We start from the raw sequence: 25,398 nt of genomic DNA on the forward strand, positions 1-25,398 counted from the left end.
GGGACTGGAAGCGACGCGGCGATAGGAGTGAAGCCGTTACTTCCAGCTCGACAGCCACCAGCGGGCGAACTCGTCCGGATGGGGCTTGAAGGTGAGCTGCTGCGACAGGCCGTAATTGATGTTGAAGTCGTACATCGGCAGCCAATAGGCCTGATCGGCGATCTTCTTCAGCGCCTTGGCGTAGTTCGCCTCGCGCAGCGCCCGGTCCTGCGAGGTGTCGGCCGCGTTGACCAGCTCGATCACGTCCTTGTCCTGGACGAGATCGTCGGCGCCGCCGCCGAAGAAGTTGGAGATGATGAAGGCGACGTCGCCGGTGCCGTAGCTGCCCCAGTTGGTGAAGAAGGTGGGCAATTCGCCCGCGCGCCATTTCTGCACGCCGGCGGCATATTGCTGCTCGTTGAGGGTGACGCGGATGCCGACCTTGCCGAGATCGCTGGCGATCGCCTCGGCGACCGGGCGCGGCATGGCGGCGAAGACCATCTCGATGTCGACCCCGTTGGCGAAGCCGGCCTCGGTCAGCAGCGCCTTGGCCTTGGCCGGGTCATAGGCGTATTTCGTCACGTCCTGGGCGCAGCCGAACTGCTTGGGGTTGCAGGCGGCGTTGAGGACCTGCGAGGTGCCGCCGGCGAAGGCCTTGACGATGGCCTCGCGGTTGACGGCGTGGTTGATCGCCTGCCGGACCTTCAGGTTCTTGGTCGGGTAGTCCTTGCCTTTGCCGGTGACGGTCATGCCGACATAGGAGATGCGCATGATCGGGCCGTTGACGATCTGCACGCGGCTGGCTAGGCGCGCGGCCTGGTCCGGCGGTATGCGCCAGGTCCAGTCGAGCTTGCCGGCCATCAGTTCGGCGAACTGGGTGTTGAGCTCGGGGATGGTGCGCACGACGATCTTGCCGATCGCGGGCTTGCCCTTGGGGCTGCCGGCATAGTGGCCGTCGAAGCGCTCGAAGGCGTAGCGGATGCCCGGCGTCATCTCCGTAAGCTTGTAGGGGCCGGTGCCGACGGGCTTGGCCGCCATGCCGGCCGAGCCGACCTCCTTGAAATAGGTGGCCGGGTAGATCGGCAGCGCATCGGCGAGCATCTCGACGGCGCCGGCGAAGGGCTTGGCCATCTTGATGCGGACCTGGAACTCCGAGACCTTCTCGACCTTGTCGATCCAGTCCACGGCGATGCGGAAGCGCGTGCCGTAAGCCGGGTCGAGCACGGTCGTAAGGGTATAGACCACGTCGTCGGCGGTGAATTTGGCGCCGTTATGGAAGGTCACGCCCTCGCGCAGGTCGAATTCCATCGTCGTGGGATCGACGAAGCGCCAGGCCTTGGCGAGCGCCGGCTTGATCTCGCCGGTATCGAGGTCCTTGTAGAGCAGGCCATCATAGATGTGCCGGGCGAGGATCAGGCCCTCGCGGCCAGCGATCTTGTAGGTGTCGAGCGCTTCCGGCTCGAGTGCGAAGGCGGCGTTGAGCGTATCGTCGGCCTTGCCGGCCATGGCTGGCGCCGGCGCTAGTGCAAAGGAGGCGGCCAAGAGCGCGCCTGCCAGCGCGTTCGTTCCCAAGATTTTCATCGGTCTGTTCCCCTGTGTTTTCTGGATGATGATCCGATCGAGACCCGCCTCTGTGGGCGGTGCCGCGACCGGCCTATAAGGCCCGCAGCTTTTCGTAGAGCGCCCGCGCGCCGTTGATCTCGTCGATGCGTTCGCCCTTAAGGACGCGCTCGATGATGCCGGGCTCGGCCGCCTGCATGGCGGCGCAGGTCCGGGCGAGAGCTTCCGCTTTAGCGGGATCGATGATGCAGACGCCGTTCTCGTCGGCGAGGACGAGGTCCCCGGGGCGCACCGTCGCGCCGCCGCACTGGATCGTCTCGCCGATCGTGCCGCCCTTGCCGAGGAGTTTCGTCGTCAGCGGCGAGCGGCCGCGGCACCAGACCGGCAGGCCGGAGGCCCGGATCGCGGCGACATCGGTGACGAAGCCGTCGATGACGATGCCGACGATGCCCGCGGCTTGAGCGGCGGCGGTCATCACCGCGCCCCAGCAGGCATGGCGCTCGTCGCCCTGGCGGTCGATGACGAGGATGTCGCCGGGCTTCGCCTGCGTCAGCGCGCAGGAGAGCACCGCGCCATCGTCGGGCGGGACGCTGACGGTGAGGGCCGGCCCGCAGACGCGCGGCCCCTCGATGACGCACTGGATCGCCGGGACCATGAAACCCTCGGTCAGGATATGGCCGAGCGTCGCGGTCTCGATCTCGCGGAAGAGCGCGGCGCGCTGAGCAATCGAGGCTTCGGCCGATGATCCGGTCGCTGTCATGGTCGCCCTTGCGCTGGAGGATGTCGCGTTCTGCCGAACCTAGGGAAGCCGCGAAACCGGGTCCAATAGACAGTTCCTATGCTAAGCATAGGCTTGCCACGGCAGCGGGTTTGCATAAGGGGCAGGGACCACCAAGGAAAGAGAGATACGCGCTTGAGCGGAACGAAGCCGAAGCTGCACCATCTCAACTGGAACCTGCTGCACACCTTCCTCGTCATCGTCGAGGAACGCAGCATCACGCGGGCGGCCGACCGTTTGCTCGTGCGCCAGCCGACGGTCAGCGCCGCCCTGCAAAGGCTGGAGGAAACGCTGGGCGGACAGCTGATCCAGCGCGACAGCCGCCGCTTCGTCCTGACCAAGCGCGGCGAATTGCTCTACAAGGAATGCGTCGACATATACCGCAGCGTGGCACGCATCGGCGACCGGCTCTCGGAGGATCATGACGACCTGACCGGGCTGGTGCGCCTGCTCGTCGTCACCCATGTCGTGCTGCCTCCGCTCGACCGGACGCTGACGCAGCTCAACCGCAAGCATCCCGGCGTCAGCGTGCGGATCGACGTCGCCAACAGCCAGGACATCGTCCGCGCAGTCTCGCAGAAGCTCAGCCCCTTCGGCTTCTGCCTGCTCGCCAAGCCCCTGGCCGGGCTCGACTGCCGGCCGCTGCTGCGCGAGGAATTCGGCATCCTGTGCGGGCGTGGGCACCCACTCTTCGGGCTCTCGGACGTGCCGCTCGCGGAGTTGCGCGACGAGCCCTTCGTCGCGCTCGCCTGTGGGCAGGACGGCGCCTTGGAGCCGATGGTCTCGGTCCGGGAAGGGGCGGGGCTCGGCAGCCGGGTCGTCGGCTCCAGCCCCAATCTGGAGGAGGTCACAAGGATGATCGCAGCCGGGCTCGGCATCGGTATCCTGCCTCTGGCCTCGGTGGCCGAGGCGCTGGAGAGCCGCTCGCTCTGGAATCTGGCGCGGCCCGAGGATCTGCTTGGGGCCGATCTCTATTTCATCTCCAACCCGGCGATGCAGCTCAGCGCCGCGGAAGAGGCCTTCCTGCGGCTGTTCGAGCAGCGGCTCAGCGCGACCGAGGAGGAGCCGGCGACCGAGGCCGCCGCGATTCTGCTCAGCGATCCGCCCGCGCCATGACGGTGTGAAGCAGCACGTTGAGGCCGGGTTCGAGGTCTTCCTTCGTGCAGAGCTCGGCGTTGTTATGGGTGATGCCGCCCTTGCAGGGCGCGAAGATCATCGTCGTGGGCGCATGGCGCGCGACGAAATAGGCGTCGTGCCCGGCCTGGCTGAGGATGTCCTGCGTGCGGTAGCCCAATGCCAGCGAGGTCTGGCGGACGCTGTCGATCAATTCCTGCGCGAAGATCCTGCCGCCCCATTTCCAGACATCGAGGATCTCGGCGGTGCAGCCGGCGCGGGCGGCGGATTCGCCGACGGCGCGGCGGACGCGCTCGGCCATGACCTCGGATGTTTCCGGATCGGGATGGCGGACGTCGCAGACGGCCTGCGCCCAGTCTGACAGGATGCCCGGCTTGTTCGGCCAGGCGGCGAGGCGCGCGGCCGTCGCCTTGCCACCGCCGGCGGCATAGGCCCAGCCGATCTCGTCGGTCTCGACCAACAGGCGGGCGCCGGCCAGGAGGGCATTGCGGCGGCGCTCCATCGGCCAGGGGCCGGTATGGGCAGTCTCGCCCTTGAATTCGACGAGCATGCCGGTGCTGGGGAAGCCGCCGGTGACGACGCCGACCTGCATGCCGTCGCGGTCGAGGTAGTAACCCTGCTCGATATGGAATTCGACATAGGCGTCGAAGGCGTGGGGCGTGGCCTCCATCTCGCCGCGATAGCCGATCCGCTCCAGCTCCTGCCCGATCGTGCGGCCTTCCTCGTCGGTGCGTCCTTGCGCGAAGTCGAGCGTATAGGCGCCGACGAAGCAGCCGGAGCCGACCATCGGCGGCGAGAAGCGCGCGCCTTCCTCGTTGGTCCAGTTGACGATCTCGATCGGCCGGCGCGTGCGGTGTCCGAGCGCATCGAGCGTGCGGCAGACTTCGAGGCCGCCGAGCACGCCGGCAATGCCGTCGAAGCGGCCGCCATTGATCTGGGTATCGAGATGGCTGCCCATCACCACCGGCGGCAGGCTGTCATCGGTGCCGGCGCGGCGGGCGAAGATGTTGCCGATGCCGTCGACGCGGACGGTGAGGCCGGCCTCGCGGCACCAGCCGACGAAGGTGTCGCGGACCTCCTTGTCGGTATCGGACAGCGCGAGACGGGAGAGCCCGCCCGGCCGGCCCGGGCCGATCTCGGCCGAGCGCTCGATCGTGGTCCAGAACCGCTCGATGTCGATACGGGCCGTGTCGAGGCTGGGCATGACGGTCTCCTCTCCGCCGGGCCGGGCGGGAGCTGCTGCGGGGCGATGAAGCGACGGGTCCGCGCCGCGATAGCGGGCGAACCGTCCAGCTCAGGATTTCAGGGGAGGGGCGGCGCAGGCAAATAGATATTGCCTATGCTTGCCATCGGCCGGACCCGGGACCGTCAGCGGTTCGGCGGCAGCTCCGCCGAGACGAGGCGGTTGCGGCCCTCGTTCTTGGCGCGGAACAGGGCAAGGTCGGCGGCATTGACCAGCCGTGCCGGTTCGCTTTCGGCATCCGGCCAGGCCGTGGCGACTCCGACGCTGATCGTTACGCGGTCCGCCCCATGCGCGATATTGAGGTCGCGCACGCCCTGCACCAGACGGTCGGCAACGTGGATCGCCCCTTCCTGCGGCACGCCGGTGAGGATGACCACGAACTCTTCCCCGCCGAAGCGCGCGGCCAGGTCGGTCGAGCGGGTGGAGCCGTCCTGGATGACGCGTGCGATCTGCTTCAGCACGTCGTCGCCGGCAAGATGGCCATAGGCGTCGTTGTAGCGCTTGAAATGATCGACATCGATCATCAGCACCGAGAGCGGGCTCTGGGTGCGCTGGCAGCGCTTCCATTCGGCGGCGAGGTACTCGTCGAAATAGCGCCGGTTGCCGAGGCCGGTCAGGCCGTCGATCCGGGTCAGGCGTTCGAGTTCCAGATTGGCGCGCATCAACTCGCGCTGGCTCTCGCGCAAGGCGCGATAGGCCTCGTCACGCTGGAGATGATCGAGATAGGCGCGGGTGTGGTAGCGCACGCGGGCGATCAGCTCGATCTTGTCGGGCAGCTTGACGAGGTAGTCGTTGGCGCCGGCGTGGAAGGCCTCGCTCTTGGTCGCCGGGTCTTCCTTGGTCGAGAGCACGATGACGGGCACGGCGTGCAGCGCCGGGTGCTTGCGGTATTGCCGGACGAGGTCGAGCCCGTCGACGCCGGGCATCACGAGGTCCTGCAGGATGACGGTCGGCTTCACGCGCTGGGCGACGGTGATCGCCTCCAGCGGGTCGGTGCAGTAGTGGAAATCGACATCGCCGTGATGCGCCAGCGCGCGCCGCACCGCCTCGCAGACCATGACCTGGTCGTCGACCAGCAGGACCATGGACAGGTAGCTGTCGGCCGGCGGCGGGACATCAGGCAGGGAAGATTTCGTTTCGCCTGTCATAGGGCAACCTTCATCAGGACGACGGAGCGCACGCCTCGTTCAGGCGAGGGGCGATCGCGGCCAGCGGCAGAATCTCCGCGGCCGCGCCGATCGCAGCGGCAGCCTTGGGCATCCCGTAAACCGCGCTTGTGGCCTTGTCTTGCGCGATCGTCAAACACTGCCTGTCGCGCAGGAGTTTCAGTCCACGAGCGCCGTCGCGGCCCATACCGGTGAGCAGGACGCCGACCGGGTCTCCCTGCCAACGTTCCGCGACGCTCTCGAAGAAGACGTCCACCGATGGGCGGTAGGGATAGTCGCGCGGCTCGACCCGGTAGCCGAGCTCTCCGCTTGCCCTGAAGACGAGGTGGTCGGCGCTCGCCGCGATCAGCACGGCGCCACGTTCCGGCCGGTCGCCTTCGCGGGCCGGCCGGACAGGCAAGCGGCAATGCTGGCTGAGCCAGCTGGCGAAGCCCGGCACGAACTGCTCGTCGAGATGCTGCACGAGGATGATCGCTGCGGGGAATTCGGGAGGCAGCCCGCCCAGCAGGGTCGCGACGGCCGCCGGGCCGCCCGCGGAGGCGCCGATGGCGACGAGACGTTGCGAGGGAGAGGCGGGAGCGGGCGGCCGGCGCTGGCTGCGGGGCGCCGGGGGCAGGCTGCGCGAGAGCCGGCCGATCGTCGTGATGCGCGCGAGGAGCGCCGCGGTCTGCGCCGAGGAGTGCCCGGTCAGGCCGACGCTGGGGATATCGACCGCGTCGAGCGCGCCATGGCCCATCGCCTCGTAGACGCCGGAGACATTGGCATCGACGCTGGCGGTGACCAGCAGGATCGGGCAGGGCGTCTCGGCCATGATCCGGCGCGTGGCCTCGACGCCATCCATCTCCGGCATGTTGAGATCCATCAGGATCAGGTCCGGCCGGTCGCGCCGGCAGGCCTCGACCGCTTCGCGGCCGTTCATGGCGATCCAGGCGACCTCGTGCTCCGCCGTGGAAACGATGACGCGTCGCAACAATTCGACCGCCATCGGCAGGTCGTTGACCAGCCCGATTTTCATGAAACGCCCCCACAGCGCATGCTCTGATTCATGGCTCGCCGATCAGGTCGACGACCGCATGGATCAAAGTTTCGTCGTGGAAGCTCCCCTTGGTCAAATAGTAATCCGCGCCGACATCGAGGCCGCGGCGGCGATCCTCCTCGCGGTCCTTGTAGGAGACGATCATCACCGGCAGGTTGCGCAGGCCGGGATCGCGCTTGATCAGGGTCACGAGCTCGATGCCGTCCATGCGGGGCATGTCGACATCGGTGACGACAAGGTCGAAGGTGTCGGAACGGACAGCGTTCCAGCCGTCCATGCCGTCGACGGCGACCTCGACCTCGAAGCCGCGATGGTCGAGCAACTTCCGCTCCAGTTCGCGCACCGTCAGCGAATCGTCGACGACGAGGATGCGCTTGCGGCGCTTCTGGCCCGCGCGCGCCACGCTGCGCTCCAGCGTCCTGAGGCGCCCGCCCGAGACCAGCTTCTCCATCGAGCGGATCAGGTCCTCGACATCGAGGATCAGGACCGGCGAGCCGTCATCCATCAGGGCGGCGGCGCTGACATCCTTGACCTTGGCGAGACGCGGATCGAGCGGCCGGACGACGAGCTCGCGCTCGCCGAGGAAATGGTCGACGACCAGCGCATAGAGATTGTCGCCTTCGCCGACGACGACCGTCGCCAGCTCCGCCCCGTCCGCTGCCGCCTCGCCTCGACCGAGAATCTCATGGGCGGTGACGAGCCCGACCTGCTGTTCGCCATGGCGGAAATGCGGGCGGCCTTCGAGCAATTCGATCTTGTCGCGCGGGAGCCGCAAGGCGCGGGCGATCGCGGTGAGCGGCAAGGCGTAGGGCTCGCCGTCGATCTCGACCAGGAGCGCGCGGATCACCGACAGCGTCAGTGGGAGCTGGAGCTGGAAACGGGTGCCGATGCCGGGCTCTGAGGCGATGGTGACCTGGCCGCGCACCTGCCGGACCATGGCCTGCACCGCATCGAGGCCGACTCCACGGCCGGAGATGTCGCTGACCGTCGCCTTCATCGAGAAGCCGGGCAGGAAGAGGAATTCGAGCAGTTCCTCCTCGCTGAGGTCCCAGACCGTCTCGGCCGTGGTCAGGCCGCGCGCGAGCGTTGCCTGCCGGAGCGCCTCGATATCAATGCCGCCGCCGTCATCCGAGACGATGATCTGGAGCAGGCCGGCATTGTGCCGGGCTTCCAGCCGCACCAGCCCCTCGGCCGGCTTGCCGGCGGCGCGGCGCTGCTCCGGCGCCTCGATGCCGTGATCGACGGCGTTGCGCAGGAGATGGCCGAGGGGCGCGTCGAGCTGGTCGAGAATGTCGCGGTCGATGCTGGTGGCACCGCCGACGATGTCGAGGCGCACCGTCTTGCCGAGCGCCCGGCCGATATCGCGGACATTGCGCTGGAAATGCCGGACACCGTCCTCGAAGGGCCGCATCCGGCTCGCCAGCGTCTCGTCATAGAGCCGGTTGGCGAGATCGGTGGCGCGCCGGTCGACCGTGTCCATCTCGTCGAGGCGCTGGACGAGGAGCGCCTGGCCCTCGGCCAGCTTCAGCTGTGCGGTTGCCAGGGCCTGCGCGGCGCGGCTGTCGGCCTCCGCCGGCAACGCTGCCCGCAGATCCTCGAAGCTCTTGGCGAGTTCGGCCTGGACGCGCCGCAGCCGCAGCAAGCCGTCATTGAACGGCCGCAGCCGGCGCGCCGACATCAGCGATTCACCGGCGAGGCCGAGCAGGCGGTTCAGGCTGTCGGCGGTGACCCGGACCATGCGCTCGCCGGCCGCGCCATCCGCTGTCAGGGCGGGGGCGTCGGCAAGGACAAGCGCCGCGGGAGTTGGCGGTTCGGTGGCAAGGGCGTTGCCTGAGGCGGCAGCATCGTCACGAGAGGCGCTCGGCACATGCGCCTCCGTTTCGTCGGTGGCCTGCCGCAAGACCTGGGTGAAGGTCTCGATCTTGCTTCTTGTTTGCGCCTCAGGCTCGTCCGCGCCGGCAGCGATCGCAGCAAGGAGGTCCAGCCCGGCGAGCAGCGCGTCGATATGCCGTTGGTTGAGCCGGAGCTTGCCGTGCTGGGCGCCGACGAGGCACTCCTCCATCTCATGCGCGACCTGCACGGCCGGCGTGAGATCGATGATGCGGGCGGCGCCCTTCAAGGAATGGGCCGCGCGCATGCAGGCTTCGAGATGAACGGCGGCGGTCGGGTCGCGCTCGAGGGCGAGCAGGCCGGCCGTGAAGGCTTGCGACTGCGCCGCAAGCTCGGCCCGGAACAGCTCGAGCATGGAGAGGTCGCTGAGGTCCTCGCCGCTCATGCGATGCTCCGGTCGATCAGGTCGAGCAGGCGGCCTGCATCGAGGCAGCCGACCGCGCGGCCCTCCCACGGAATCACCGTCGCGACGACGCTCGCCGCCGAGCGGCCGACCGTCGCCGGCACGGCGCCACGTTCATGGGCGCGATAGGCGTGGAGGCCATGGACCTCGTCGACCTCGAAGGCGACATGCCTTGCGTCCTCGCCGGTGACGATGAGGCGCGGGAAGACGGCGATGCGATCGGTGCCACGGGATGTGGCTGCACCGCTGATGCCGAGCAGGGCCTGTAGCGAAACACAGATCAGCAATTCGCCGCGAACGTTGACGATGCCGCGCACGGCTTCGCTGCGGCGATGGGGCAGGGAATGGACCGGGCGCGGCTCGGCGATCTCGCGGCAGATCGCGGCCGGCAGGCCGAGCCATTCCTCGCCGATGCGGAAGATCAGGACGCTGTCGATCTCCTCGCCTTCGGGGGCCTTCTCGTCGCGCCCGGCAAAATGCCGTGTCCACTCGTCGCGATAACCCGGCGGCAGGGGGCGGTCGAGCAGCTTGCGGGCGATCTGCGCATGGGTCGGGCAGTTGCGGCAGTGCAGATGCTCGTCCAGTTCCGTACAGGAACGGTCGCCGCTGACGCCGATCTCGCGCCAGCACTCGTCGATGCCTTCGGTCGTCATCGGGGCGTTTTCGGCAGACATCAGGTGCCGCTCCGCTTGGCCAGCCGGTCGAGCCGGTCAGCGAGGGCCTTGGCGGCGCCATGGTCGCCTTGCCGCTGCTGGAGCAGCCGGAGCTGGGCAAGGGCTCGCTGGTGGTCAGGCGCGAGGTAGAGCGCCTTGCGGTAATTGCGCATGGCGTCCTCGACCGCATCGGCTGCGTCATGAGCCAGTCCCAGCCAGTAGAACGCATCGGGCGACGGACCGAACTCGGCGATATGGCGTTCGGCCGCTGCGCTCACTTCGGTCAGGCGCCCGGCATCGGCCGCGCGCTCGATCTCGGTCAGGCTGGCAGCTGCCTGGTCGGGCGAGGGGGCGGATGGCTGGACGGAAGCGGCCTTCTGCGCAAAGGGGCGAGGCGCGGGTTTGGGCGCCTGCGGCAAGGGGGCTGCTTTCACGGCAGCTGGCCTCGGCTTTCGCGCGACTGGCGGCTCGGCCGGCTTCACGCGTGCGGCTGCTGCCTTGACGAAGGCGAAGGCACGCGGGAAGCGCACCGAAGCGAAGCCGCACAGGACCGGCAGGCCGGATTCCGCCGGGCCGACCAGCAGCAGGCCGTCATCGGCCAGCATCTGCCGGAGCCGGGTCAGGGCCGTTCCCTGCGTCTCGCGGTCGAAATAGATCAGCAGGTTGCGGCAGAAGGCGACATCGTAGGTTTCCTGCCCGGCTTGCGTCGCCGCGGCGAGGACGTTACCGAGGCGGAAGCGGACGTGCCGGCGGACGATGCCGTGCGGCCTGAAGCCGCCCTCCGCAACCTCGAAATAGCGGTCGCGAAAGGCGATATCGGCGCCGCGGAAGGAGTTCTTGCCGTAGATCGCACGCTCGGCATGGACGAGGTTGCGGCTGCTGACATCGATCGCGTCGATCTGGAAGCTGCCATCCGGAAAACCCGCATCAAGCAGGGCCATGGCGATGGAATAGGGCTCCTCGCCGGTCGAGCAGGGCAGGCTGAGCAACTTCAGCGGTCGACTGCCGGCCCGGTTCTCGCGCAGATGCCGGACCATCGCGCCGAAGGCCTCGCGATCGCGGAAGAACCAGGTCTCGGGGACGATGACGGCATCGACCAGCTCTTGCCGTTCGGCCGGGCTCGACGTGACGAAAGCCCAGTAGGCGTGGAGATCGGAGATCGCGCAGGCGGTCATCCGCCGCTTCAGGGCATGGCGGATCACGGAGGCGCCGACAGTCTCCATGCTCAGGCCGATGGTTTCCCTGAGCAGCTTCTCGAAATCCCGGATCGGAGCGGTCTCGTCCATCACGGCTCCGTCGCTTGCTGACGGAACAGGATGTCGCGGATTTCGGGCGTGAGCAGGGCTTCGCCCCGGACCCACTGGATCAGCCCGCGCTCGTCGCTCGCGACCGGGCCGAGATAGGGCGGCATGCCGGCCTCGACGCCCGATGTGGTGAAATCGGCCGCATCGCGCTCGATGGTCTCGACAGCCTGCTCGACCAGCAGGCCGAGGAGATCGTCACTGCCGGGGCCGGATGGATAGCGCAGCAGAATGATGCGGGTGCTCAGGCGCGGCTCGGCCGGGCGCCCGAGCGCCAGCAAGGCGAGATCGATCACGGGCACGGCCCGGCCGCGATAATTGATCGCGCCGGCGACGCCCTTGGGTGCGCCGGGGAGTTGCTTGGTCGCGAGCAGCGGCAGCACGGCCTCGACCTGCCCGGTATCGAGCACGTAGCGATCCTGCCCTAGCTGGAACATCAGAAACAGCATAGCGCGGTTCCGTTCCGCCCTTCTTGTTGGCGCATTTCGCGTTTCTTCGAACCGCAAGAATGCCCCAAGCCTTTGTTTTGTTGCATTTTCTTCACGCGAACCGGTGTCCACTTCGCTTGAAAATGCTCTAGGCGCGCAGCTTGAAGCGCGAGATCGAGTTGCGCAGCCCGCTCGACACCTGGTTGAGCTCGTCGATGGCCAGAGTCGATTGCTGCAGGGACTCAACCGTCTGCTGCGCAGCCTCGCTGAGCTGGGAGAGCGCCTCGCTGATCTGGCCGGCGCCGGTCGCCTGTGCCTGCATGCCTTCGTTCGCGCCTTCGAAGCGTGGCACCAGACCCTGGACCTGCTCGATGATCTCCGAAAGCTGGCCGCCGACCTGCTGGACCTCCTGCATGCCGCGGCGGACCTCCTCGGAGAACTTGTCCATGCCCATCACGCCGGCAGCGACGGCCGACTGGATGTCCTTGACCATCTGCTCGATATCGTAGGTCGAGACCGCCGTCTGGTCGGCGAGGCGTCGGATCTCGGTCGCGACCACGGCGAAGCCGCGGCCATATTGCCCGGCCTTCTCCGCCTCGATCGCGGCGTTGAGCGAGAGCAGGTTGGTCTGGTCGGCGACCTTGGTGATGGTGGTGACGACCTGGTTGATGTTGCCGGCCTTCTCGCTGAGGATCGCGAGCTTCGCGTTGATGGCGCCGGCGGCCTCCATCACCTGCCGCATCGTGCTTTCCATGCGCGCGAGCCCGGCCTGCCCGCCATTGGCGAGCGTCGCGGTCTGCTCGGCGACGGCGGAGACCTCGTCCATCGTATGGGCGAGCTCGTTGGAGGTGGCCGAGATCTCCTTGGCGGTGGCGCCGATCTCGGTCGTGGTGGCGGCGATCTCGTTGGCGGTCGCCTGCTGCTCCTTCGAGGTCGCGGCGACCTCGGTGATCGAGGTGTTGACCTGGATGCTCGACTTCTGGACCTGGCCGATCAGCCCGGCGAGATCGTCGGCCATGCCGTTGACGCCATCGGCGAGCGTGCTGAACTCGTCGCGCCGCTCCAGCGTCAGCCGCTCACTGAAATCGCCCTGCCGCATGTGATCGACGATGCCGAGCAGCTTGCCGAGAGGCACCGTGATCGCCCGGAACAGCAGGTAGCCGCAGAGGACCGCAAGGACGACGGCGATCGCGAAGCAGACGATCAGGCCAAGCTCGGCGGCGCGGACGATCGTGACGATCTGGCGGGTCGATTCGTCGGCTTCGGCCTTGTTGAAATCGACCATCCCGCGGAGTGTGCTGCGGACCTTTACGCCGATCGGTTCGAGATCGCGCTTGACGGCGGCGGATTGGTCGAAGGCTGCTGCCTGCTTGCTGGCCGCCAGGATCGCATCCTCCGCCGCCGCGAATTGTTCGATGAGTTGCGAGGCAGCCGCGTGGTTGCGCCGGTCCGTCTCCGAGTCGACCGTGCGCTCATAGGATTTGAGCAGCTCGCGCAGCCTTGCCCGGTTGGCAAGGATCGCATCGGCGGCCTGGCTCAGCTCTGCCGTGTTGTCCGCCCGCCCTAGCTCGCGGGCGAACTGGTTGCTATCCGCCCAGACCACCATCAGCTGCGCGCTGTAATAGAGAGCAGGAACGGTCTTGGTCTCGACCTCGATCACTTCCCGCTCGGTCTGGAGGAACCAGAGATAGCTGGCTCCGGCCATGGCGGACATCACCGCGAGAATCGCAGCGAAGCTGATCAGGATGCGGCGGCGTATCGTCAGGCTCTTCATCGCTCAATCCATCGTCGCGGCACGCCCGGTCGCTTCGGGCTGCTGCATGAGCCAAATCGTTCGCAGATCATCGTTAGCGAGGAGTTATTGCGTCTCCGTTGCGGAAACGCCTCGAATGAAGGCTGTGGACGAGTACGGTGGCGCCCGCCGGTTCAGGCGACACGGGCCTGAGGCAGGAAGCGCTCGGCCGCGAAGGGCGCAGGGTCGCAGAGCGTCGGCGCGCCGGTCATCATCTCGGCGAGCAGGCGGCCGGTCGCGGGCCCCAGCGTGAAGCCGTGATGGGCGTGGCCGAAGGCGAACCACAGGCCGCGATGGTGGGGAGCCGCGCCGATGATCGGCAGCATGTCGGGCAGGCAGGGGCGGGCACCGCGCCAGGGCTCGGCATCGAGGCGGCGGCCCAGCGGCACGATCTGCCGCGCGATGCGCTCGGCCTGATCGAGCTGCCAGGAATCGGAGGGCTCGTCGCGGCCGGCCAGCTCGATCCCCGTGGTCAGGCGGACGCCGCGCTGCATCGCGGTCAGCACGAAACCGGCCTGGGCATCGCAGAGCGGATGCTGCGGCGCCGTCTCGGCGGCGCTCTCGTAATGCATGTGGTAGCCGCGCTTGAAGCCGATCGGGAAGCGATAGCCGAAACGCTCGACGAGATCGTTCGACCACGGGCCGAGCGCGACGACGGCCTCGGAAGCCTGCCAGTTCCCGCCATCGGCGGACAGCCGCCACGTCCCGTTGTCTTGCTGCAAGCTGGCAGCGTCGGCCGGTTTCAGCAGGCCGCCGCGAGCGACGAAGAGCGCGGCGTAGGCGCGCGTCACCGCGCCGGGATCACTGACCGTAACGGGGTCGCGCCAATGCACGGCGCCGGAGACGCTGCCGGTGAGCAAACCGGGTTCAAGCCGGCGTAGAGCCTCCTCGTCGAGCAGGTCATAGGTGAGGCCATAGGCGGCGAGTTCGGCTGCCCCCTGGGTCGCGAGGTCGAGGCCTCGCTGTGTGCGATAAAACTCGATCCAGCCTTCGCTGCGCATCAGCGCCTCGGTGCCGGCAGCCTGAGTCCAGCGCTGGTGCTCCTCGATGCAGCGCTCGATCAAGGGCAGGATGGCGCGGCCCAGTTTGTCGAGCCGGTTCGGGGCCGAGTTCCACCAGTAGCGCGCGAGCCATGGCGCCATCCGCAGCAGCGCGGCCGGTCGGTAGCGCACGGCGATCGAGCGGTTGGAGGCCAGGCTGGCGAGCGTCGCGAGATCGCGCGGGAAGGCATAGGGCACGACGGAGGACCGCTCGATCAGCCCGGCATTGCCGTGGCTGGTCTCGGCGCCGGGCTCGCCGCGATCGACGAGCAGCACGCGCCGTCCACGCTCCTGCAGGTGCAGCGCCACGCTGACGCCGACGATGCCAGCGCCGAGCACGATTACATCGGCCTGTCCTGTCGCGGTCGCCATCGCCAGTCGAATCCATCCCCTTTGGCCCGAGATCGGGCATAGCCGAACCGAGCCCCAATTGAACCAGTTTTGCAAGAAAATAAAAATCGTTTGACAGTTTGAAAGAAAAATTTCTTGATCTCCCGAAGCGCGGGAGTGCCGATGTCGCAGACGCTTCGCCAGAGATTGCAGGCTTGCCTTGCCAACGGCTCCAGGGCCGACAAGGCGCTGGCGAGCTATATGCTGGCGCAGATGGCGAGCCTGCCTTTCGAGACGGCTGCGAGCCTGGCCGAGAAGGTCTCGCTCAGCGAGCCGACGGTGGGGCGCTTCTGCCGGACGCTCGGCTACAAGAGCCTGAAGGACCTCAAGGCCAATCTCGCCGAGGAGATCGGCGACAGGCCCTGGCTGATCAGCGACCGCCTGCGCGATTTCCAGCAGCGCAGCCTCGCCGGCGACGATCAATTGGCGCGCAGCCTCCAGCTGGAGATCGCCGGGCTCGTGCGCATCTACGAACTTGCCCAGAGCGAGGAGTGGAGGCGCGTCGCCCGCCGGCTGGCGACGGCCTCGTCGGTTTACGTCACGGGTTTCCAGACCGAGCGCGGGCTCGCGCAGTACCTCGCCAACCAACTGCAATATCTGCGCGACGGCGTGCATCTCGCCGATCTCGCCGCCGGGAATTTCTCGGACCTGCTGCTGTCGGGAGAGAAGGAGCGCTGCCTCGTGATCTTCGAGGCGCGGCGCTATTCGCGCATGGCCAAGGTGCTGGCCGAACAGGCGAAGGCGGCGGGCATCAAGACCACGCTCATCACCGATTCCTTCTGCGACTGGGGGCAGGGGCTCGTCGACGAGATGCTGGTCGTCTCGACCGAGTTCAACCTGTTCTGGGATTCGACCGCCCAGATGGCGAGCCTCAGCAACCTCCTGATCAACGCGGTCTTCGTCGAGCTCGGCCCGCAGGTCGAGGCGCGGCTGAACCGGATGGCCGAGCTTTACGGCCGCTTCACCGGCCATGTCGGGGACAGTTCCGGCCCGCTCGGCTGACGGCCGCGATCCAAAGCCTTTCGCAGCATCTCGAAACAAAAGGGGAAACGGGATGAAGACGATGATGAAGGGGAGCCTCCTGGCGCTGGGCCTGTCGGCGCTTGCCGCCACCACGGCGCTGGCGCAGGAAGCCACGTTCGTGATGACCGCGCGCCTTGTCGGCGCGCCGACCTACAACCCGATCAAGGCGACGAAGCTCAACACGGCGACGACGCTGATCTACGACCGGCTGGTGGTGCAGGATGCCGACCAAAGCTTCCACGGCCAACTCGCGACCTCGTGGGAATCGAGCCCGGACGGCAAGCTCTGGACGTTCAAGCTCAAGCCCGGCGTGAAGTTCCACAATGGCGAGCCGTTCAACGCCAAGACGATCGAATGGTGGGTGCCGCAGTTCAAGGGCACCGAGAACGCCTTCACCGTCGAGGCGATCGAGAAGGTCGAGGTCGTCGACGACCTGACCGTGCGCTTCCACATGAAGCATCCCGACCCGAACCTGCTGTTCAACCTCGCCAGCTCGTTCATGTGCGTGCCGGAGCCGAAATCCTATGAAGCGCTCGGCGACAAGTTCGGCGTGACCGAGGCGATCGGCACCGGCCCCTACAAGATGCAGCAGTTCACGGTCGGCCAGCAGACCGTGCTGGTGCGCAATGACGACTACAAGTCGGCCTCCGCCCTGTCGAAGAACCAGGGGCCGGCCAAGTTCAAGAAGCTGACCTTCCGCGAGATCGGCGAGGAATCGACCGCCTATCTCGAACTCAAGACCGGCGGCGCCGACGTGCTCGTCAACGTGCCCACCGACTTCCTGCCGCGCATCCAGGCCGACAAGGCGGTGAAGCTCGTGACCATCCCCGGCAACGAGGTGGTCTACATGCCGATCAACACCAGCGTCGAGCCGTTCACCGACATCAAGGTGCGCGAGGCGACGGCCTTCGCCGTGAACCAGAAGGAAATCCTGACCAGCCTCTATGGCGGCAACGGCGAGACCGCCGATACCTTCCTGATTTCCTCGCTCAAGGAGTCGCAGGTCGATCCCAAGTACAAGATCTCCTACGATCCCGAGCGCTCGAAGAAGGTGTTCGACGCGGCCGGCTGGAAGCCCGGTGCCGACGGCATCCGCGTGAAGGACGGCAAGCGCCTCGAGGTGAAGCTCTGGGCCCAGAACGGCACCGAGTTCAAGCGCCTCGCCGAGATCGTCCAGGCGCAGCTCAAGGCCGTCGGCGTGCAGGCCGATATCAGCATCATCGATGCCGGCTCGATCAATGCGCAGTATCGCAAGAAGACCGAGCACCAGCTTGCGGTGCGCGCCTATCAGTGGACCAATGCCGATATCGTCGACTGGTTCTTCGCGGCCAAGCGCGCGGGCTACCCCAATGTCTCGATGTTCAACGATCCCGAGGCGGAGAAGCTCAACGACATCGCCATGAACAAGTCGAAGACCTGGGACGAGCGCGTCGCGAACTTCACGAAGTACCACGAGTATGTGCTGTCGCAGTATCCGTTCGCGCCGATCTACCAGCCGGTGCAGAGCTTGGCCTATGGCAAGCGCGTCGTGATGCCGGAGAAGATTCGCGGCATCGGCTTCTCCAGCCAGTCGATGATCGACATCGCCCCGGCCAACTGAGCCGGGACGAACTCACGCGGGAGATCGATCCTTGCTGCGCTTCGCGATCCGGCGCCTCGCCATGCTGGTGCCGGTCTTCCTCGCCGTCTCGCTGGTGATCTTCATGATCATCCATCTCGTGCCGGGCGACCCCTTGGAGCATCTGATCCAGGTCGGCTCCTCGCCCGAGCAGCGGGCGCAGATGATCGCGCGCTACGGGCTGGACCAGCCGCTGCTGGTCCAGTACGGGCGCTGGCTTGCCAAGGTCGTCACCGGCGATTTCGGCGATGCCATCGTGATGCGCCAGCCGGTCTCCCAGCTCATCGCCGAGAACATGCCGCATAGCCTCGCGCTCGGCGGCACGGCGCTGATCTTCTCGACGGTGGTCGGGATCGTCACGGGCGTGCTCGCGGCCTCCTTCCGCGACAGCCTGTTCGACCGGGCGGTGATGGGCTTCATCCTGCTGGGATCGACGCTGCCGAGCTTCTGGCTGGCGCTACTGATGATCCTGATGTTCGCCGTGCAGTTCGAATGGTTCCCGGTCTCGGGCGCCCGGACATGGGACGCGCTGGTGCTGCCGGCGCTGACCATCGGCATCGGCGGCACGGCGCTGATCGCCCGCGTCACCCGCGCCGCCATGGTCGAAATCTCGCAGCGGGATTTCGTAAGGGTGCTGCAAGCCAAGGGCGTGCCGTTCTGGCGTATCCAGCTCCGCCATATCCTGCAGCAGGCGATGCTGCCGGTGATGACCATTCTGGGCCTGCGCATCGGCTGGATTCTGGGTGGCGCGGTTACGGTCGAGTATGTCTTCGCCCGGCCGGGGCTCGGTTCGCTGCTGATCACAGGGCTCGGCCAGCGCGACTACCCGCTGGTGCAGGGCTGCCTGCTGATGCTGGCGATCGCGGTGATGTTGGGCACGCTGATCGGCGACCTCGCCCAGGCGGCGCTCGATCCGCGGTTGCGTGAAGCGATGGGCGCCCGATGAGCCGCTCCTCTCTCGTCGGCCGGCTGGCTCGTTCGCCGCGCGGCACCATCTGCGCGCTGTTCCTGCTCGCGCTCGTGCTCTGCGCGATCTTCGCGCCCTGGATCGCGCCTTACGACTACGCCGCGCAGAAGCTCTCGATGGCCAACACGCCGCCCTCCGCTGCGCATTGGCTTGGCACCGACGAGTTCGGGCGCGACCTGCTTTCGCGGATCATCCAGGGCGCTCGGACCTCGCTCAGTGTCAGCGTGCTCTCGATCGCGCTCTCGGTGCTGATGGGCGCGACGCTCGGCGCCGCCGCCGGCTATTTCGGCGGCATCTTCGACAAGATCGTCACCGTCTTCGTCGACCTGACCTGGTCCTTCCCGGAAATCCTGCTGGCGTTGATCCTGATCGCGATCCTGGGGCCGGGTCTGCACTCGACGGCGATCGCCATCGCGATTGCCTATCTCGCGCAGTTCACCCGCCTGACCCGGGCGCAAGTGATGGCGCTGAAGGGCGAGCTCTTCGTCGATGCGGCGGTGACGGCCGGTGCCCGGCCGGCCCGCGTGCTCTTCCTGCATCTTCTGCCCAATGCGATGACGCCGGTCATCGTCGCCGGCATGCTGGCAACGGGCGATGCGATCGTGCTGGAAGCGACGCTTGGCTTCTTCGGGCTGGGCGCGCAGCCGCCCGTCCCGAGCTGGGGGGCGATGATGAGCTCCGGCACCGCGCAGATCTTCATCGCGCCCTGGATCATCATCTTCCCCGGCCTCGTCATCGCCACCGCCGTCATCGCCATCAATCTGTTCGGCGATGCGCTGATCGAGGCGCTCGATATCCGCCGCCCGCTGCGGGACGGCTGAACTCCCCCAAACAACTCGCGAAAGCAGCCAGAGGAACGCCATGAGCTTCACCGTCCTGACCGCCGAGTTCTCGCATGAGAGCAATACCTTCAGCCGCTGCCCGGCCGACTATGCCGCCTTCACCGATCGCGGCATCAAGCTCGGCGAGGACGCCATCGCTGCGCGGGCCGAGGCCAACACGCCCATCGCCGGCTTCCTCGATATCGGCCGCCCCGCGGGGTGGAACGTCATCCATGCGATCAGCGCCGCGGCCCAGCCCTCCGGCCCGGTAACGCGGGATGCCTTCGATCGGATCGCCGGCGTCATCGTCGAAGCCGCGAAAGCTCATGCCGGCAAGATCGACGGCGTGCTGCTCGGCCTGCACGGCGCCATGGTCACGGAGTTCTGCGAGGACGGGGAGGGTGAGTTGCTGGAGCGCGTCCGCGCCGTGCTCGGGCCGGACGTGCCGATCGGCATCACGCTCGATCCCCATGCCAATGTCACCCGCAAGATGACAGAGCTCGCCAATATCGTCGTCTCCTACAAGACCTATCCGCATGTCGATGTGCGCGAGACCGGCAAGCTCGCGGCAGGCATCATGCAGCGCACGATGAAGGGTGAGATCAAACCGGTGACGCTGCGGGCCGAGCGGCCGATGCTGGAAGAGGTCAATGGCGGGCGCACCGATATCGGCCCGATGGTCGAGCGCATCGCCAAGGCCAAGGCCTATGAGAAGGAGGCCGGCGTCTTCGCCGTGAGCGTCAATGGCGGTTTCGGCAATGCCGATATCCATGAGGTCGGCCCGACCGTGCTCGTTACCTGCGAGGGCGAGCGCGAGAAGCACCAGGCCTTCGCCGAGGCGCTGGTCGAGGACATGTGGCAGCGCCGCTTCGACGTGGTGACGCCCTTCCTCTCGGTCGAGGATGCGGTGGCGGAAGCCAAGACCTATGTCGCGACGAAGGGCCCGCTGATCATCGCCGACTACGCCGACAATCCAGGCGGCGGAGGCTATGGTGATGCGACCGGCCTGCTCAAGGGCATGATCGATGCCGATCTCAAGGACGCCTGTTTCGGGCCGATGGTCGATCCTGAGGTCGCGGCCGAATTGCGCAAGGGCAAGCCGGGTTCGACCGTCTCGGTCAGGCTCGGCGGCAAGGTCGATCCCGAGATCGGCGGCGGGCCGCTTGAACTCACCGGAACGCTCGTCAGCGTCAGCGACGGCGATTATACCGGCGACGGCCCGATGATGGGCGGGTTGCAGGCGAGCTGGGGGCCCTGCGCCGTGCTGCGCGTCGGCGATATCGAGATCCTCGTCACGACGATCCGCGCGCAGATGAACGACCTGCAGCAGTTCCGAGCCTTCGGCATCGACCCGGCGGCGAAGCGCGTCGTCGGGCTGAAGTCGATGCAGCATTTCCGCGCCGCCTTCGAGCCGATTGCCGGCAAGGTCACCGTCTGCGACAGCGGGGCGCTCTGCACGCCCGATCTCAGCAAGCTGCCCTATCGCCGCGTCCGCCGGCCGCTCTATCCGCTCGACAAGGTGGCGTGAGCCCGCAATGCGGGCGCTTCGTCCGGGGCGCCCGCCATCGGCCCATGCAGTGAACGCAATGCCGTGGCGCCGGCTTACGAAATTGTGCCCGTGCCGGTGATCCTCTAGAGCCTTCGACCGCGTTACGAGGCAGGAATCGGCCTGCCGGAGATGCCGCGGGACTTAGCCCAGATGACCGCCAGCGCGCCGACCGCCTCCCTGCCGCAACGGGCCATGATGCCGGTGCTGATCGCGCTCAGCGTGACGCATCTGCTCAACGACATGATCCAGTCGCTGATCCCGGCGATTTACCCGATCATCAAGGAAGCCTACCGGCTCGATTTCGGCCAGATCGGCCTGATCACGCTGACCTTCCAGGTCTCGGCCTCGCTGCTGCAGCCTGCGGTCGGGCTCTATACTGACAAGCACCCGATGCCGTACTCGATGGTGGTCGGGATGGGCTTCACGCTGTCGGGGCTGATCGGGCTGGCCTATGCCGGCAGCTACGGGTTCCTGCTGCTCTCGGCGGCCTGCGTCGGCATCGGCTCCTCGATCTTCCATCCCGAGGCGACGCGCATGGCGCGTAACGCATCCGGCGGGCAGCATGGTCTGGCGCAAGGCATCTTCCAGGTTGGCGGGCAGACGGGCGGTGCGCTCGGGCCGTTGCTGGCCGCCTTCATCATCGTGCCGCGCGGGCAGGGCAGCCTTGCCTGGTTCTCGGTCGCGGCGCTCATCGCGATGATGCTGATGGTCTGGACGGCGGCGAGCTATGCGCGGCTCGACAGGGCGCGGCCGCCGAAGGCCGCGGCGGCGAGCGCGGCGCCGGCCCGTCCGGGCAAGCGTTCGGTCGCCTTCGCGATCACCATCCTGATCATCCTGCTGTTCTCGAAGAACGCCTATTCGGCGAGCTTCTCGTCGTTCTACACCTTCTATCTGATGGGCAAGTTCGGCATCTCGATCCAGAACTCGCAGGTGATGCTGTTCCTGTTCCTTGCCTCCTCGGCGGTGGGCGCACTCGGTGGCGGCATGCTGGGCGACCGGATCGGCCGCAACAAGATCATCTGGTTCTCGATCCTGGGCGCGCTGCCCTTCACGCTGATCCTGCCCTATGCCGACCTGTTCTGGACCGGCGTGCTGACGATCGTGATCAACCTGATCATGTCGAGCGCTTTCGCCGCGATCCTGATCTACGCACTGGAGCTTTTGCCCGGCCGCGTCGGGTTGGTCGGCGGCTTCTTCTACGGGCTGTCTTTCGGGCTCGGCGGGCTGGCAGCGGCGCTGCTCGGCGAGTTCGCCGACCATCTCGGCATCGAGGCGGTCTACAAGATCTGCTCGTTCATCCCGTTGATGGGCCTGCTCGCCTGGTTCCTGCCGCGCCTCAGCGAGGGAACGAAGGGCGCCAAGGTCGGGCATTAGCGCAACGCGCCGTCATGCTCGGGCTTGACCCGAGCATCTCTGGAGGGGGGCGCCCTATCCTGCGAGAGATTCTCGGGTCGAAGCCTTGCTTCGCCTGAGAATGACGCGTGTCATCAAAGCGCCAGCTTGCCGGCCTTGGCGGCGGCGTAGCGCTCGTTGACCTTCTTCCAGTCGACCACGTTCCACCAGCCCTTGAGGTAGTCGACGCGGCGGTTCTGGTACTTCAGGTAATAGGCGTGCTCCCAGACGTCGTTGCCGAGCAGGACCATCTGCTTGTCCATGATCGGGCTGTCCTGGTTCGGCTTGCCGAGCAAAGCGAGCTTGCCGGCCTTGTCGACGGTGACGAAGACCCAGCCCGAACCGAAGACGCGCAGGCCTGCCGCCTCGAAATCGGCCTTGAACTTGTCGAAGCCGCCGAGATCGCGGGTGATCGCCTCTGCGACCTCGCCGGTCGGCGCGCCGCCGGCGCCCGGCGCCATGATCTCCCAGAACATGCTGTGGTTGGCATGGCCACCGCCATTGTTGCGGACCAGGGTACGGATGCTCTCCGGGAGCTGGCCGAGATCGGCGATGAGCTCGGCGACCGAGGCCTTGGCGATGACGCCGTTGTCCTTGGCGGCATTGTTCAGCGCCGCGACATAGGCCGCGTGGTGGCGGTTGTAGTGGATGTCCATCGTCGCCGCGTCAATATGCGGCTCCAGCGCATTGGCCTCATAGGCGCGCTTCGGCAGCGAGAACGGGCCGGTCGGCGCTGCTGGGGCTGCGGCCTGCGCCCAAACTCGCGGCGCGGCGGCGACAACGAGCGCGGCGGCGCCCAGGCCGATCAGGCCACGGCGGGACACGGCGGAAACTGCGGTCATGGGAATCCTCCGGAAAGCATTCGGGCGAGTTGGCTTCTGGCTCAACGCGCGTGTCCCATTGCGGGTCCGCCGTCGATCGCTCCCAGCTATAGCATGGACGTGCACAGCCGTTGACCCAGCGGCAATATCACAATCCCGGCGTGCACGCCGAAAGTGGTAAACCACCGGAACGGGCTCTTAACCGGCGATTTACCGCGTTTCTCTACGGTTCCGAGAGAAATCCTCCCGGGTTGAAGGGGCGTCCCGCCATGCATGCACTGGCTCGCAAGCTCGATCTGCCCGTTCGCGCGGTTGCGCCGGCCCCCGGTGACGAGCCCGCAGGGACAGGTGCCGAGCGCGCGGTGCGCGAGATCGCCGCCCGATTCGGCAAGCTCAGCGCCGAGATCACCGATATCTCCGGGCGTGTCGGCGATGTGACGCAGCAATTCGACAAGCAGACGGCGGGCCTGCGCCGCGTGGTCGGCGCCGTCGAACAGGTGTCGCAGGCGAACAACGCGATCCGGCAAGCGGCCGAGGACGCGCAGGCGGCGGCTTCCGGCGTCCGCACCGGGCTCGAACGCGTGACGACATCGGTCCGGCTCGGGCTCAACGCCGCGCAGGCGGATATCGCGACCCTGTCGCAGGAAGCGCAGTCGATGTCGCAGATCCTGGCGCAGGCCGTCGGCGACGCGCACAAGGCGCGGGCGTCGAGCGACGCGATCCAGTCGATCACCCGCGAGATCCAGCTCCTGTCGATCAATGCCGGCGTCGAGGCGGCGCGCAGCGGCGAGGCCGGCAAGGGCTTCGCCGTCATCGCCGCCGCCGTGAAGGCGCTGGCGGAACAGACCCGCGAGGCGACGGCGGCGAGCGCTGCCCAGCTCGACCTGCTCGTGAAGGCCGTCGACGCGGTCGCGCGCCGCAGCCAGGAGAATGCACAGACGGCACAGCGCGCCCAGGCGGGCAGCCAGACGATCTCGCAGCAGATCGGTGAGTTCGACAGCTTCGGCCGCTCGGTCGTCGAACTGATCGGCGAGATCGAGGCGGTGTCACGCCCGACGCGGGAGAATGCGGAAGCCTGCGCCAAGGCCGGGCACGATCTCGCCGCGCTTGTCGCCGGCGTCGATGCCTCCACGGACAATCTCCAGCAGGCCGGCCAGCGCACCGAGGCGCTGGTCGCGATCAGCGAGGGTATCCTCGGTTCGATCGCGGCATCCGGCGTGCGCACGGCCCAGTCGGAGCTGATCGCGACGGTGATGGAGACGGCCGGCACGATCGGCGAGATGTTCGAGGCAGCGATCGAGCGCGGCGAGCTCACATTGGCCGACCTGTTCGACGAAGCTTATCGACCGATCCCGGGCTCGGACCCCGTCCAGCACATGACGCGCTTTGTGGCGCTCACCGACCGGTTGCTGCCGCCCTTGCAGGAAGAGCTCCTGACCTTGAACGGGCGGATCGTGTTCTGCGCTGCAGTGGACCGCAACGGCTTCCTGCCGACGCATAACCGCAAGTACGCGCAGCCCCAGGGCGGCGATCCCGTCTGGAACAACGCCAATTGCCGCAACCGTCGCATCTTCGACGACCGGACCGGGCTTGCCGCCGCGCGCAACCGCAAGCCGTTCCTGCTGCAGAGCTACCGGCGCGACATGGGTGGCGGGCAGTTCCTGGTGATGGAAGACCTGTCGGCGCCGATCATGGTCAAGGGGCGGCACTGGGGTGGCTTCCGCTTCGGGCTCAAGGTCTAGCCGCCGGCCGTATGCAATTTGTCGAGTTGAGTAAGCGAGTTCCCGAGCCAGCGCCATGCATTTAGCGCCTTCCTTTCCCAACCTTTCGGTGCTGCTTATCGATCCGAGCCCGCATTACCGCCGGATCGTGCGCACCATGCTGTACCAGGCGCAGCTCAACCGCATCTTCGAGGCGTCAGACCTGTCCTCAGCTGCCTCGACCTTCATCCAGAAGCAGCCGAACATCGTCATCCTCGACTGGGACATGCCGGAGGGGAACAGCGTCAAATGCCTGGCTGCGATCCGCTCCTTCAAGACCTCGCCCTTCGCCAAGGCGCCCGTGCTGGTGATGATGGAGCGGCCGGACCGGCGTTCGGTCGTCCAGGCGGCGAAGCTCGGCGCGCATGAGATCGTCACGAAGCCGATCTCGCCGAACAATCTCTGGCTTCATCTCTCGGGCGTCATCAACATGCCCCGAAAATACCGTGAGGCTGAAGGCAAGATCACGCTGGTGCCGCGCGCGATCAGCAACGCCATTTTCTGACGGTTGCCCCAAGGTTTTTCCCAACGAAACCGGGCCGCCCCGGCGCCAGGACTTCGCTCGTGCGCGCCGCCAAGAAAGTCCGGCTATCGCACCGAATCTCTTGCCCGCCATGTCGTATCGGCGCTGCGGCGCCTTTCTGGCGTAACCGA

At 67.1% G+C, this 25,398-nt stretch carries 21 protein-coding genes; 9 read left to right on the forward strand and 12 right to left on the reverse strand.

All coding sequences use genetic code 11. The features are described 5' to 3' along the window. Window positions 1–36: 36 nt before the first annotated feature. Together AC3WMA_RS26445 and AC3WMA_RS26450 are read right to left on the reverse strand one after the other, a co-directional pair. Entirely contained in the window at window positions 37–1,560 is a 1,524-nt protein-coding gene (locus AC3WMA_RS26445; RefSeq protein WP_492288240.1) for an ABC transporter substrate-binding protein, read from the reverse strand. Window positions 1,561–1,633: 73 nt separating this feature from the next. After that, window positions 1,634–2,299 carry an RraA family protein gene (locus tag AC3WMA_RS26450; protein WP_492288241.1) on the reverse strand — a complete coding sequence of 222 codons (666 nt, stop codon included), beginning with the start codon at window positions 2,297–2,299 and terminating at the stop codon, window positions 1,634–1,636. Between the two features lie 153 nt (window positions 2,300–2,452). Between AC3WMA_RS26450 and AC3WMA_RS26455 the strand changes: the two genes are divergently transcribed. Then, on the forward strand, window positions 2,453–3,433 hold the full coding sequence (locus tag AC3WMA_RS26455; RefSeq protein ID WP_492288242.1) for a LysR family transcriptional regulator: 981 nt from the start codon (window positions 2,453–2,455) through the stop codon (window positions 3,431–3,433). Here the strand turns inward: AC3WMA_RS26455 and AC3WMA_RS26460 are convergent. From AC3WMA_RS26460 to AC3WMA_RS26500, 9 genes are all read right to left on the reverse strand, one after another. Continuing rightward, entirely contained in the window at window positions 3,411–4,655 is a 1,245-nt protein-coding gene (locus AC3WMA_RS26460; protein WP_492288243.1) for a Zn-dependent hydrolase, read from the reverse strand. The genes AC3WMA_RS26455 and AC3WMA_RS26460 overlap by 23 nt on opposite strands. Before the next feature lie 164 nt (window positions 4,656–4,819). Continuing rightward, window positions 4,820–5,842, reverse strand: a complete 1,023-nt coding sequence (locus tag AC3WMA_RS26465; RefSeq protein ID WP_492288244.1) for a diguanylate cyclase — start codon at window positions 5,840–5,842, stop codon at window positions 4,820–4,822. Window positions 5,843–5,855: 13 nt separating this feature from the next. After that, window positions 5,856–6,875 (reverse strand): chemotaxis response regulator protein-glutamate methylesterase, encoded by a 1,020-nt coding sequence (locus AC3WMA_RS26470; RefSeq protein ID WP_492288245.1) that lies wholly within the window; start codon window positions 6,873–6,875, stop codon window positions 5,856–5,858. A 28-nt stretch (window positions 6,876–6,903) separates the two neighbouring features. Then, window positions 6,904–9,171, reverse strand: a complete 2,268-nt coding sequence (locus AC3WMA_RS26475; protein WP_492288246.1) for a hybrid sensor histidine kinase/response regulator — start codon at window positions 9,169–9,171, stop codon at window positions 6,904–6,906. After that, entirely contained in the window at window positions 9,168–9,863 is a 696-nt protein-coding gene (locus AC3WMA_RS26480) for a chemotaxis protein CheW (RefSeq protein WP_492288247.1), read from the reverse strand. Before AC3WMA_RS26480 ends, AC3WMA_RS26475 begins: the two co-directional genes overlap by 4 nt. Continuing rightward, the gene (locus AC3WMA_RS26485) at window positions 9,863–11,128 is read right to left on the reverse strand and encodes a CheR family methyltransferase (RefSeq protein WP_492288248.1); all 1,266 of its coding nucleotides are present in this window, start codon (window positions 11,126–11,128) and stop codon (window positions 9,863–9,865) included. Before AC3WMA_RS26485 ends, AC3WMA_RS26480 begins: the two co-directional genes overlap by 1 nt. After that, window positions 11,128–11,592: a chemotaxis protein CheW gene (locus tag AC3WMA_RS26490; protein ID WP_492288249.1), complete on the reverse strand. Its 465-nt coding sequence runs from the start codon at window positions 11,590–11,592 to the stop codon at window positions 11,128–11,130. The genes AC3WMA_RS26485 and AC3WMA_RS26490 overlap by 1 nt, the downstream gene beginning before the upstream one ends. Window positions 11,593–11,719: 127 nt before the next feature. Further along, window positions 11,720–13,345 (reverse strand): methyl-accepting chemotaxis protein, encoded by a 1,626-nt coding sequence (locus AC3WMA_RS26495; protein WP_492288250.1) that lies wholly within the window; start codon window positions 13,343–13,345, stop codon window positions 11,720–11,722. A gap of 152 nt (window positions 13,346–13,497) precedes the next feature. Beyond that, the gene (locus tag AC3WMA_RS26500; RefSeq protein WP_492288251.1) at window positions 13,498–14,775 is read right to left on the reverse strand and encodes an NAD(P)/FAD-dependent oxidoreductase; all 1,278 of its coding nucleotides are present in this window, start codon (window positions 14,773–14,775) and stop codon (window positions 13,498–13,500) included. A gap of 141 nt (window positions 14,776–14,916) precedes the next feature. Between AC3WMA_RS26500 and AC3WMA_RS26505 the strand changes: the two genes are divergently transcribed. The 6 genes from AC3WMA_RS26505 to AC3WMA_RS26530 all read left to right on the forward strand — a co-directional run bounded on the left by AC3WMA_RS26505 (window position 14,917) and on the right by AC3WMA_RS26530 (window position 22,145). Beyond that, window positions 14,917–15,795, forward strand: coding sequence for a MurR/RpiR family transcriptional regulator (locus AC3WMA_RS26505; protein WP_492288252.1), 879 nt, complete (start codon window positions 14,917–14,919; stop codon window positions 15,793–15,795). 61 nt (window positions 15,796–15,856) lie between these two features. After that, window positions 15,857–17,416, forward strand: coding sequence for an ABC transporter substrate-binding protein (locus AC3WMA_RS26510; RefSeq protein ID WP_492288253.1), 1,560 nt, complete (start codon window positions 15,857–15,859; stop codon window positions 17,414–17,416). Between the two features lie 31 nt (window positions 17,417–17,447). Continuing rightward, a complete protein-coding gene (locus tag AC3WMA_RS26515; RefSeq protein ID WP_293809060.1) occupies window positions 17,448–18,380 on the forward strand; it encodes an ABC transporter permease in 933 nt (310 codons plus the stop codon). Continuing rightward, complete coding sequence (locus tag AC3WMA_RS26520; RefSeq protein WP_492288254.1) at window positions 18,377–19,222, forward strand: ABC transporter permease; 846 nt, start codon at window positions 18,377–18,379, stop codon at window positions 19,220–19,222. Before AC3WMA_RS26515 ends, AC3WMA_RS26520 begins: the two co-directional genes overlap by 4 nt. A 40-nt stretch (window positions 19,223–19,262) precedes the next feature. Beyond that, the gene (locus AC3WMA_RS26525) at window positions 19,263–20,750 is read left to right on the forward strand and encodes a M81 family metallopeptidase (protein WP_492288255.1); all 1,488 of its coding nucleotides are present in this window, start codon (window positions 19,263–19,265) and stop codon (window positions 20,748–20,750) included. A gap of 171 nt (window positions 20,751–20,921) precedes the next feature. After that, complete coding sequence (locus tag AC3WMA_RS26530; protein ID WP_492288256.1) at window positions 20,922–22,145, forward strand: MFS transporter; 1,224 nt, start codon at window positions 20,922–20,924, stop codon at window positions 22,143–22,145. A gap of 113 nt (window positions 22,146–22,258) precedes the next feature. Here AC3WMA_RS26530 and AC3WMA_RS26535 read toward each other — a convergent pair whose 3' ends face one another. Further along, window positions 22,259–23,005 carry a superoxide dismutase gene (locus AC3WMA_RS26535; RefSeq protein ID WP_492288257.1) on the reverse strand — a complete coding sequence of 249 codons (747 nt, stop codon included), beginning with the start codon at window positions 23,003–23,005 and terminating at the stop codon, window positions 22,259–22,261. A 248-nt stretch (window positions 23,006–23,253) separates the two neighbouring features. Between AC3WMA_RS26535 and AC3WMA_RS26540 the strand changes: the two genes are divergently transcribed. Both AC3WMA_RS26540 and AC3WMA_RS26545 read left to right on the forward strand, forming a co-directional pair. Continuing rightward, on the forward strand, window positions 23,254–24,726 hold the full coding sequence (locus tag AC3WMA_RS26540) for a methyl-accepting chemotaxis protein (protein WP_492288258.1): 1,473 nt from the start codon (window positions 23,254–23,256) through the stop codon (window positions 24,724–24,726). A 55-nt stretch (window positions 24,727–24,781) separates the two neighbouring features. Next, a complete protein-coding gene (locus tag AC3WMA_RS26545) occupies window positions 24,782–25,249 on the forward strand; it encodes a response regulator (protein ID WP_265055593.1) in 468 nt (155 codons plus the stop codon). Window positions 25,250–25,398 lie beyond the last annotated feature (149 nt).

The sequence above is a fragment of the Allobosea sp. FW305-C-101 genome (assembly GCF_058783685.1).

Excerpts from the sequence above, each read along its gene's own strand:
- AC3WMA_RS26445 (WP_492288240.1), bottom strand. The coding sequence starts at position 1,560 with ATGAAAATCTTGGGAACGAACGCGCTGGCAGGCGCGCTCTTGGCCGCC.
- AC3WMA_RS26450 (WP_492288241.1), bottom strand. The coding sequence starts at position 2,299 with ATGACAGCGACCGGATCATCGGCCGAAGCCTCGATTGCTCAGCGCGCC.
- AC3WMA_RS26460 (WP_492288243.1), bottom strand. The coding sequence starts at position 4,655 with ATGCCCAGCCTCGACACGGCCCGTATCGACATCGAGCGGTTCTGGACC.
- AC3WMA_RS26465 (WP_492288244.1), bottom strand. The coding sequence starts at position 5,842 with ATGACAGGCGAAACGAAATCTTCCCTGCCTGATGTCCCGCCGCCGGCC.
- AC3WMA_RS26470 (WP_492288245.1), bottom strand. The coding sequence starts at position 6,875 with ATGAAAATCGGGCTGGTCAACGACCTGCCGATGGCGGTCGAATTGTTG.
- AC3WMA_RS26475 (WP_492288246.1), bottom strand. The coding sequence starts at position 9,171 with ATGAGCGGCGAGGACCTCAGCGACCTCTCCATGCTCGAGCTGTTCCGG.
- AC3WMA_RS26480 (WP_492288247.1), bottom strand. The coding sequence starts at position 9,863 with ATGTCTGCCGAAAACGCCCCGATGACGACCGAAGGCATCGACGAGTGC.
- AC3WMA_RS26485 (WP_492288248.1), bottom strand. The coding sequence starts at position 11,128 with ATGGACGAGACCGCTCCGATCCGGGATTTCGAGAAGCTGCTCAGGGAA.
- AC3WMA_RS26490 (WP_492288249.1), bottom strand. The coding sequence starts at position 11,592 with ATGCTGTTTCTGATGTTCCAGCTAGGGCAGGATCGCTACGTGCTCGAT.
- AC3WMA_RS26495 (WP_492288250.1), bottom strand. The coding sequence starts at position 13,345 with ATGAAGAGCCTGACGATACGCCGCCGCATCCTGATCAGCTTCGCTGCG.
- AC3WMA_RS26500 (WP_492288251.1), bottom strand. The coding sequence starts at position 14,775 with ATGGCGACCGCGACAGGACAGGCCGATGTAATCGTGCTCGGCGCTGGC.
- AC3WMA_RS26505 (WP_492288252.1), top strand. The coding sequence starts at position 14,917 with ATGTCGCAGACGCTTCGCCAGAGATTGCAGGCTTGCCTTGCCAACGGC.
- AC3WMA_RS26510 (WP_492288253.1), top strand. The coding sequence starts at position 15,857 with ATGATGAAGGGGAGCCTCCTGGCGCTGGGCCTGTCGGCGCTTGCCGCC.
- AC3WMA_RS26520 (WP_492288254.1), top strand. The coding sequence starts at position 18,377 with ATGAGCCGCTCCTCTCTCGTCGGCCGGCTGGCTCGTTCGCCGCGCGGC.
- AC3WMA_RS26525 (WP_492288255.1), top strand. The coding sequence starts at position 19,263 with ATGAGCTTCACCGTCCTGACCGCCGAGTTCTCGCATGAGAGCAATACC.
- AC3WMA_RS26530 (WP_492288256.1), top strand. The coding sequence starts at position 20,922 with ATGACCGCCAGCGCGCCGACCGCCTCCCTGCCGCAACGGGCCATGATG.
- AC3WMA_RS26535 (WP_492288257.1), bottom strand. The coding sequence starts at position 23,005 with ATGACCGCAGTTTCCGCCGTGTCCCGCCGTGGCCTGATCGGCCTGGGC.
- AC3WMA_RS26540 (WP_492288258.1), top strand. The coding sequence starts at position 23,254 with ATGCATGCACTGGCTCGCAAGCTCGATCTGCCCGTTCGCGCGGTTGCG.
- AC3WMA_RS26545 (WP_265055593.1), top strand. The coding sequence starts at position 24,782 with ATGCATTTAGCGCCTTCCTTTCCCAACCTTTCGGTGCTGCTTATCGAT.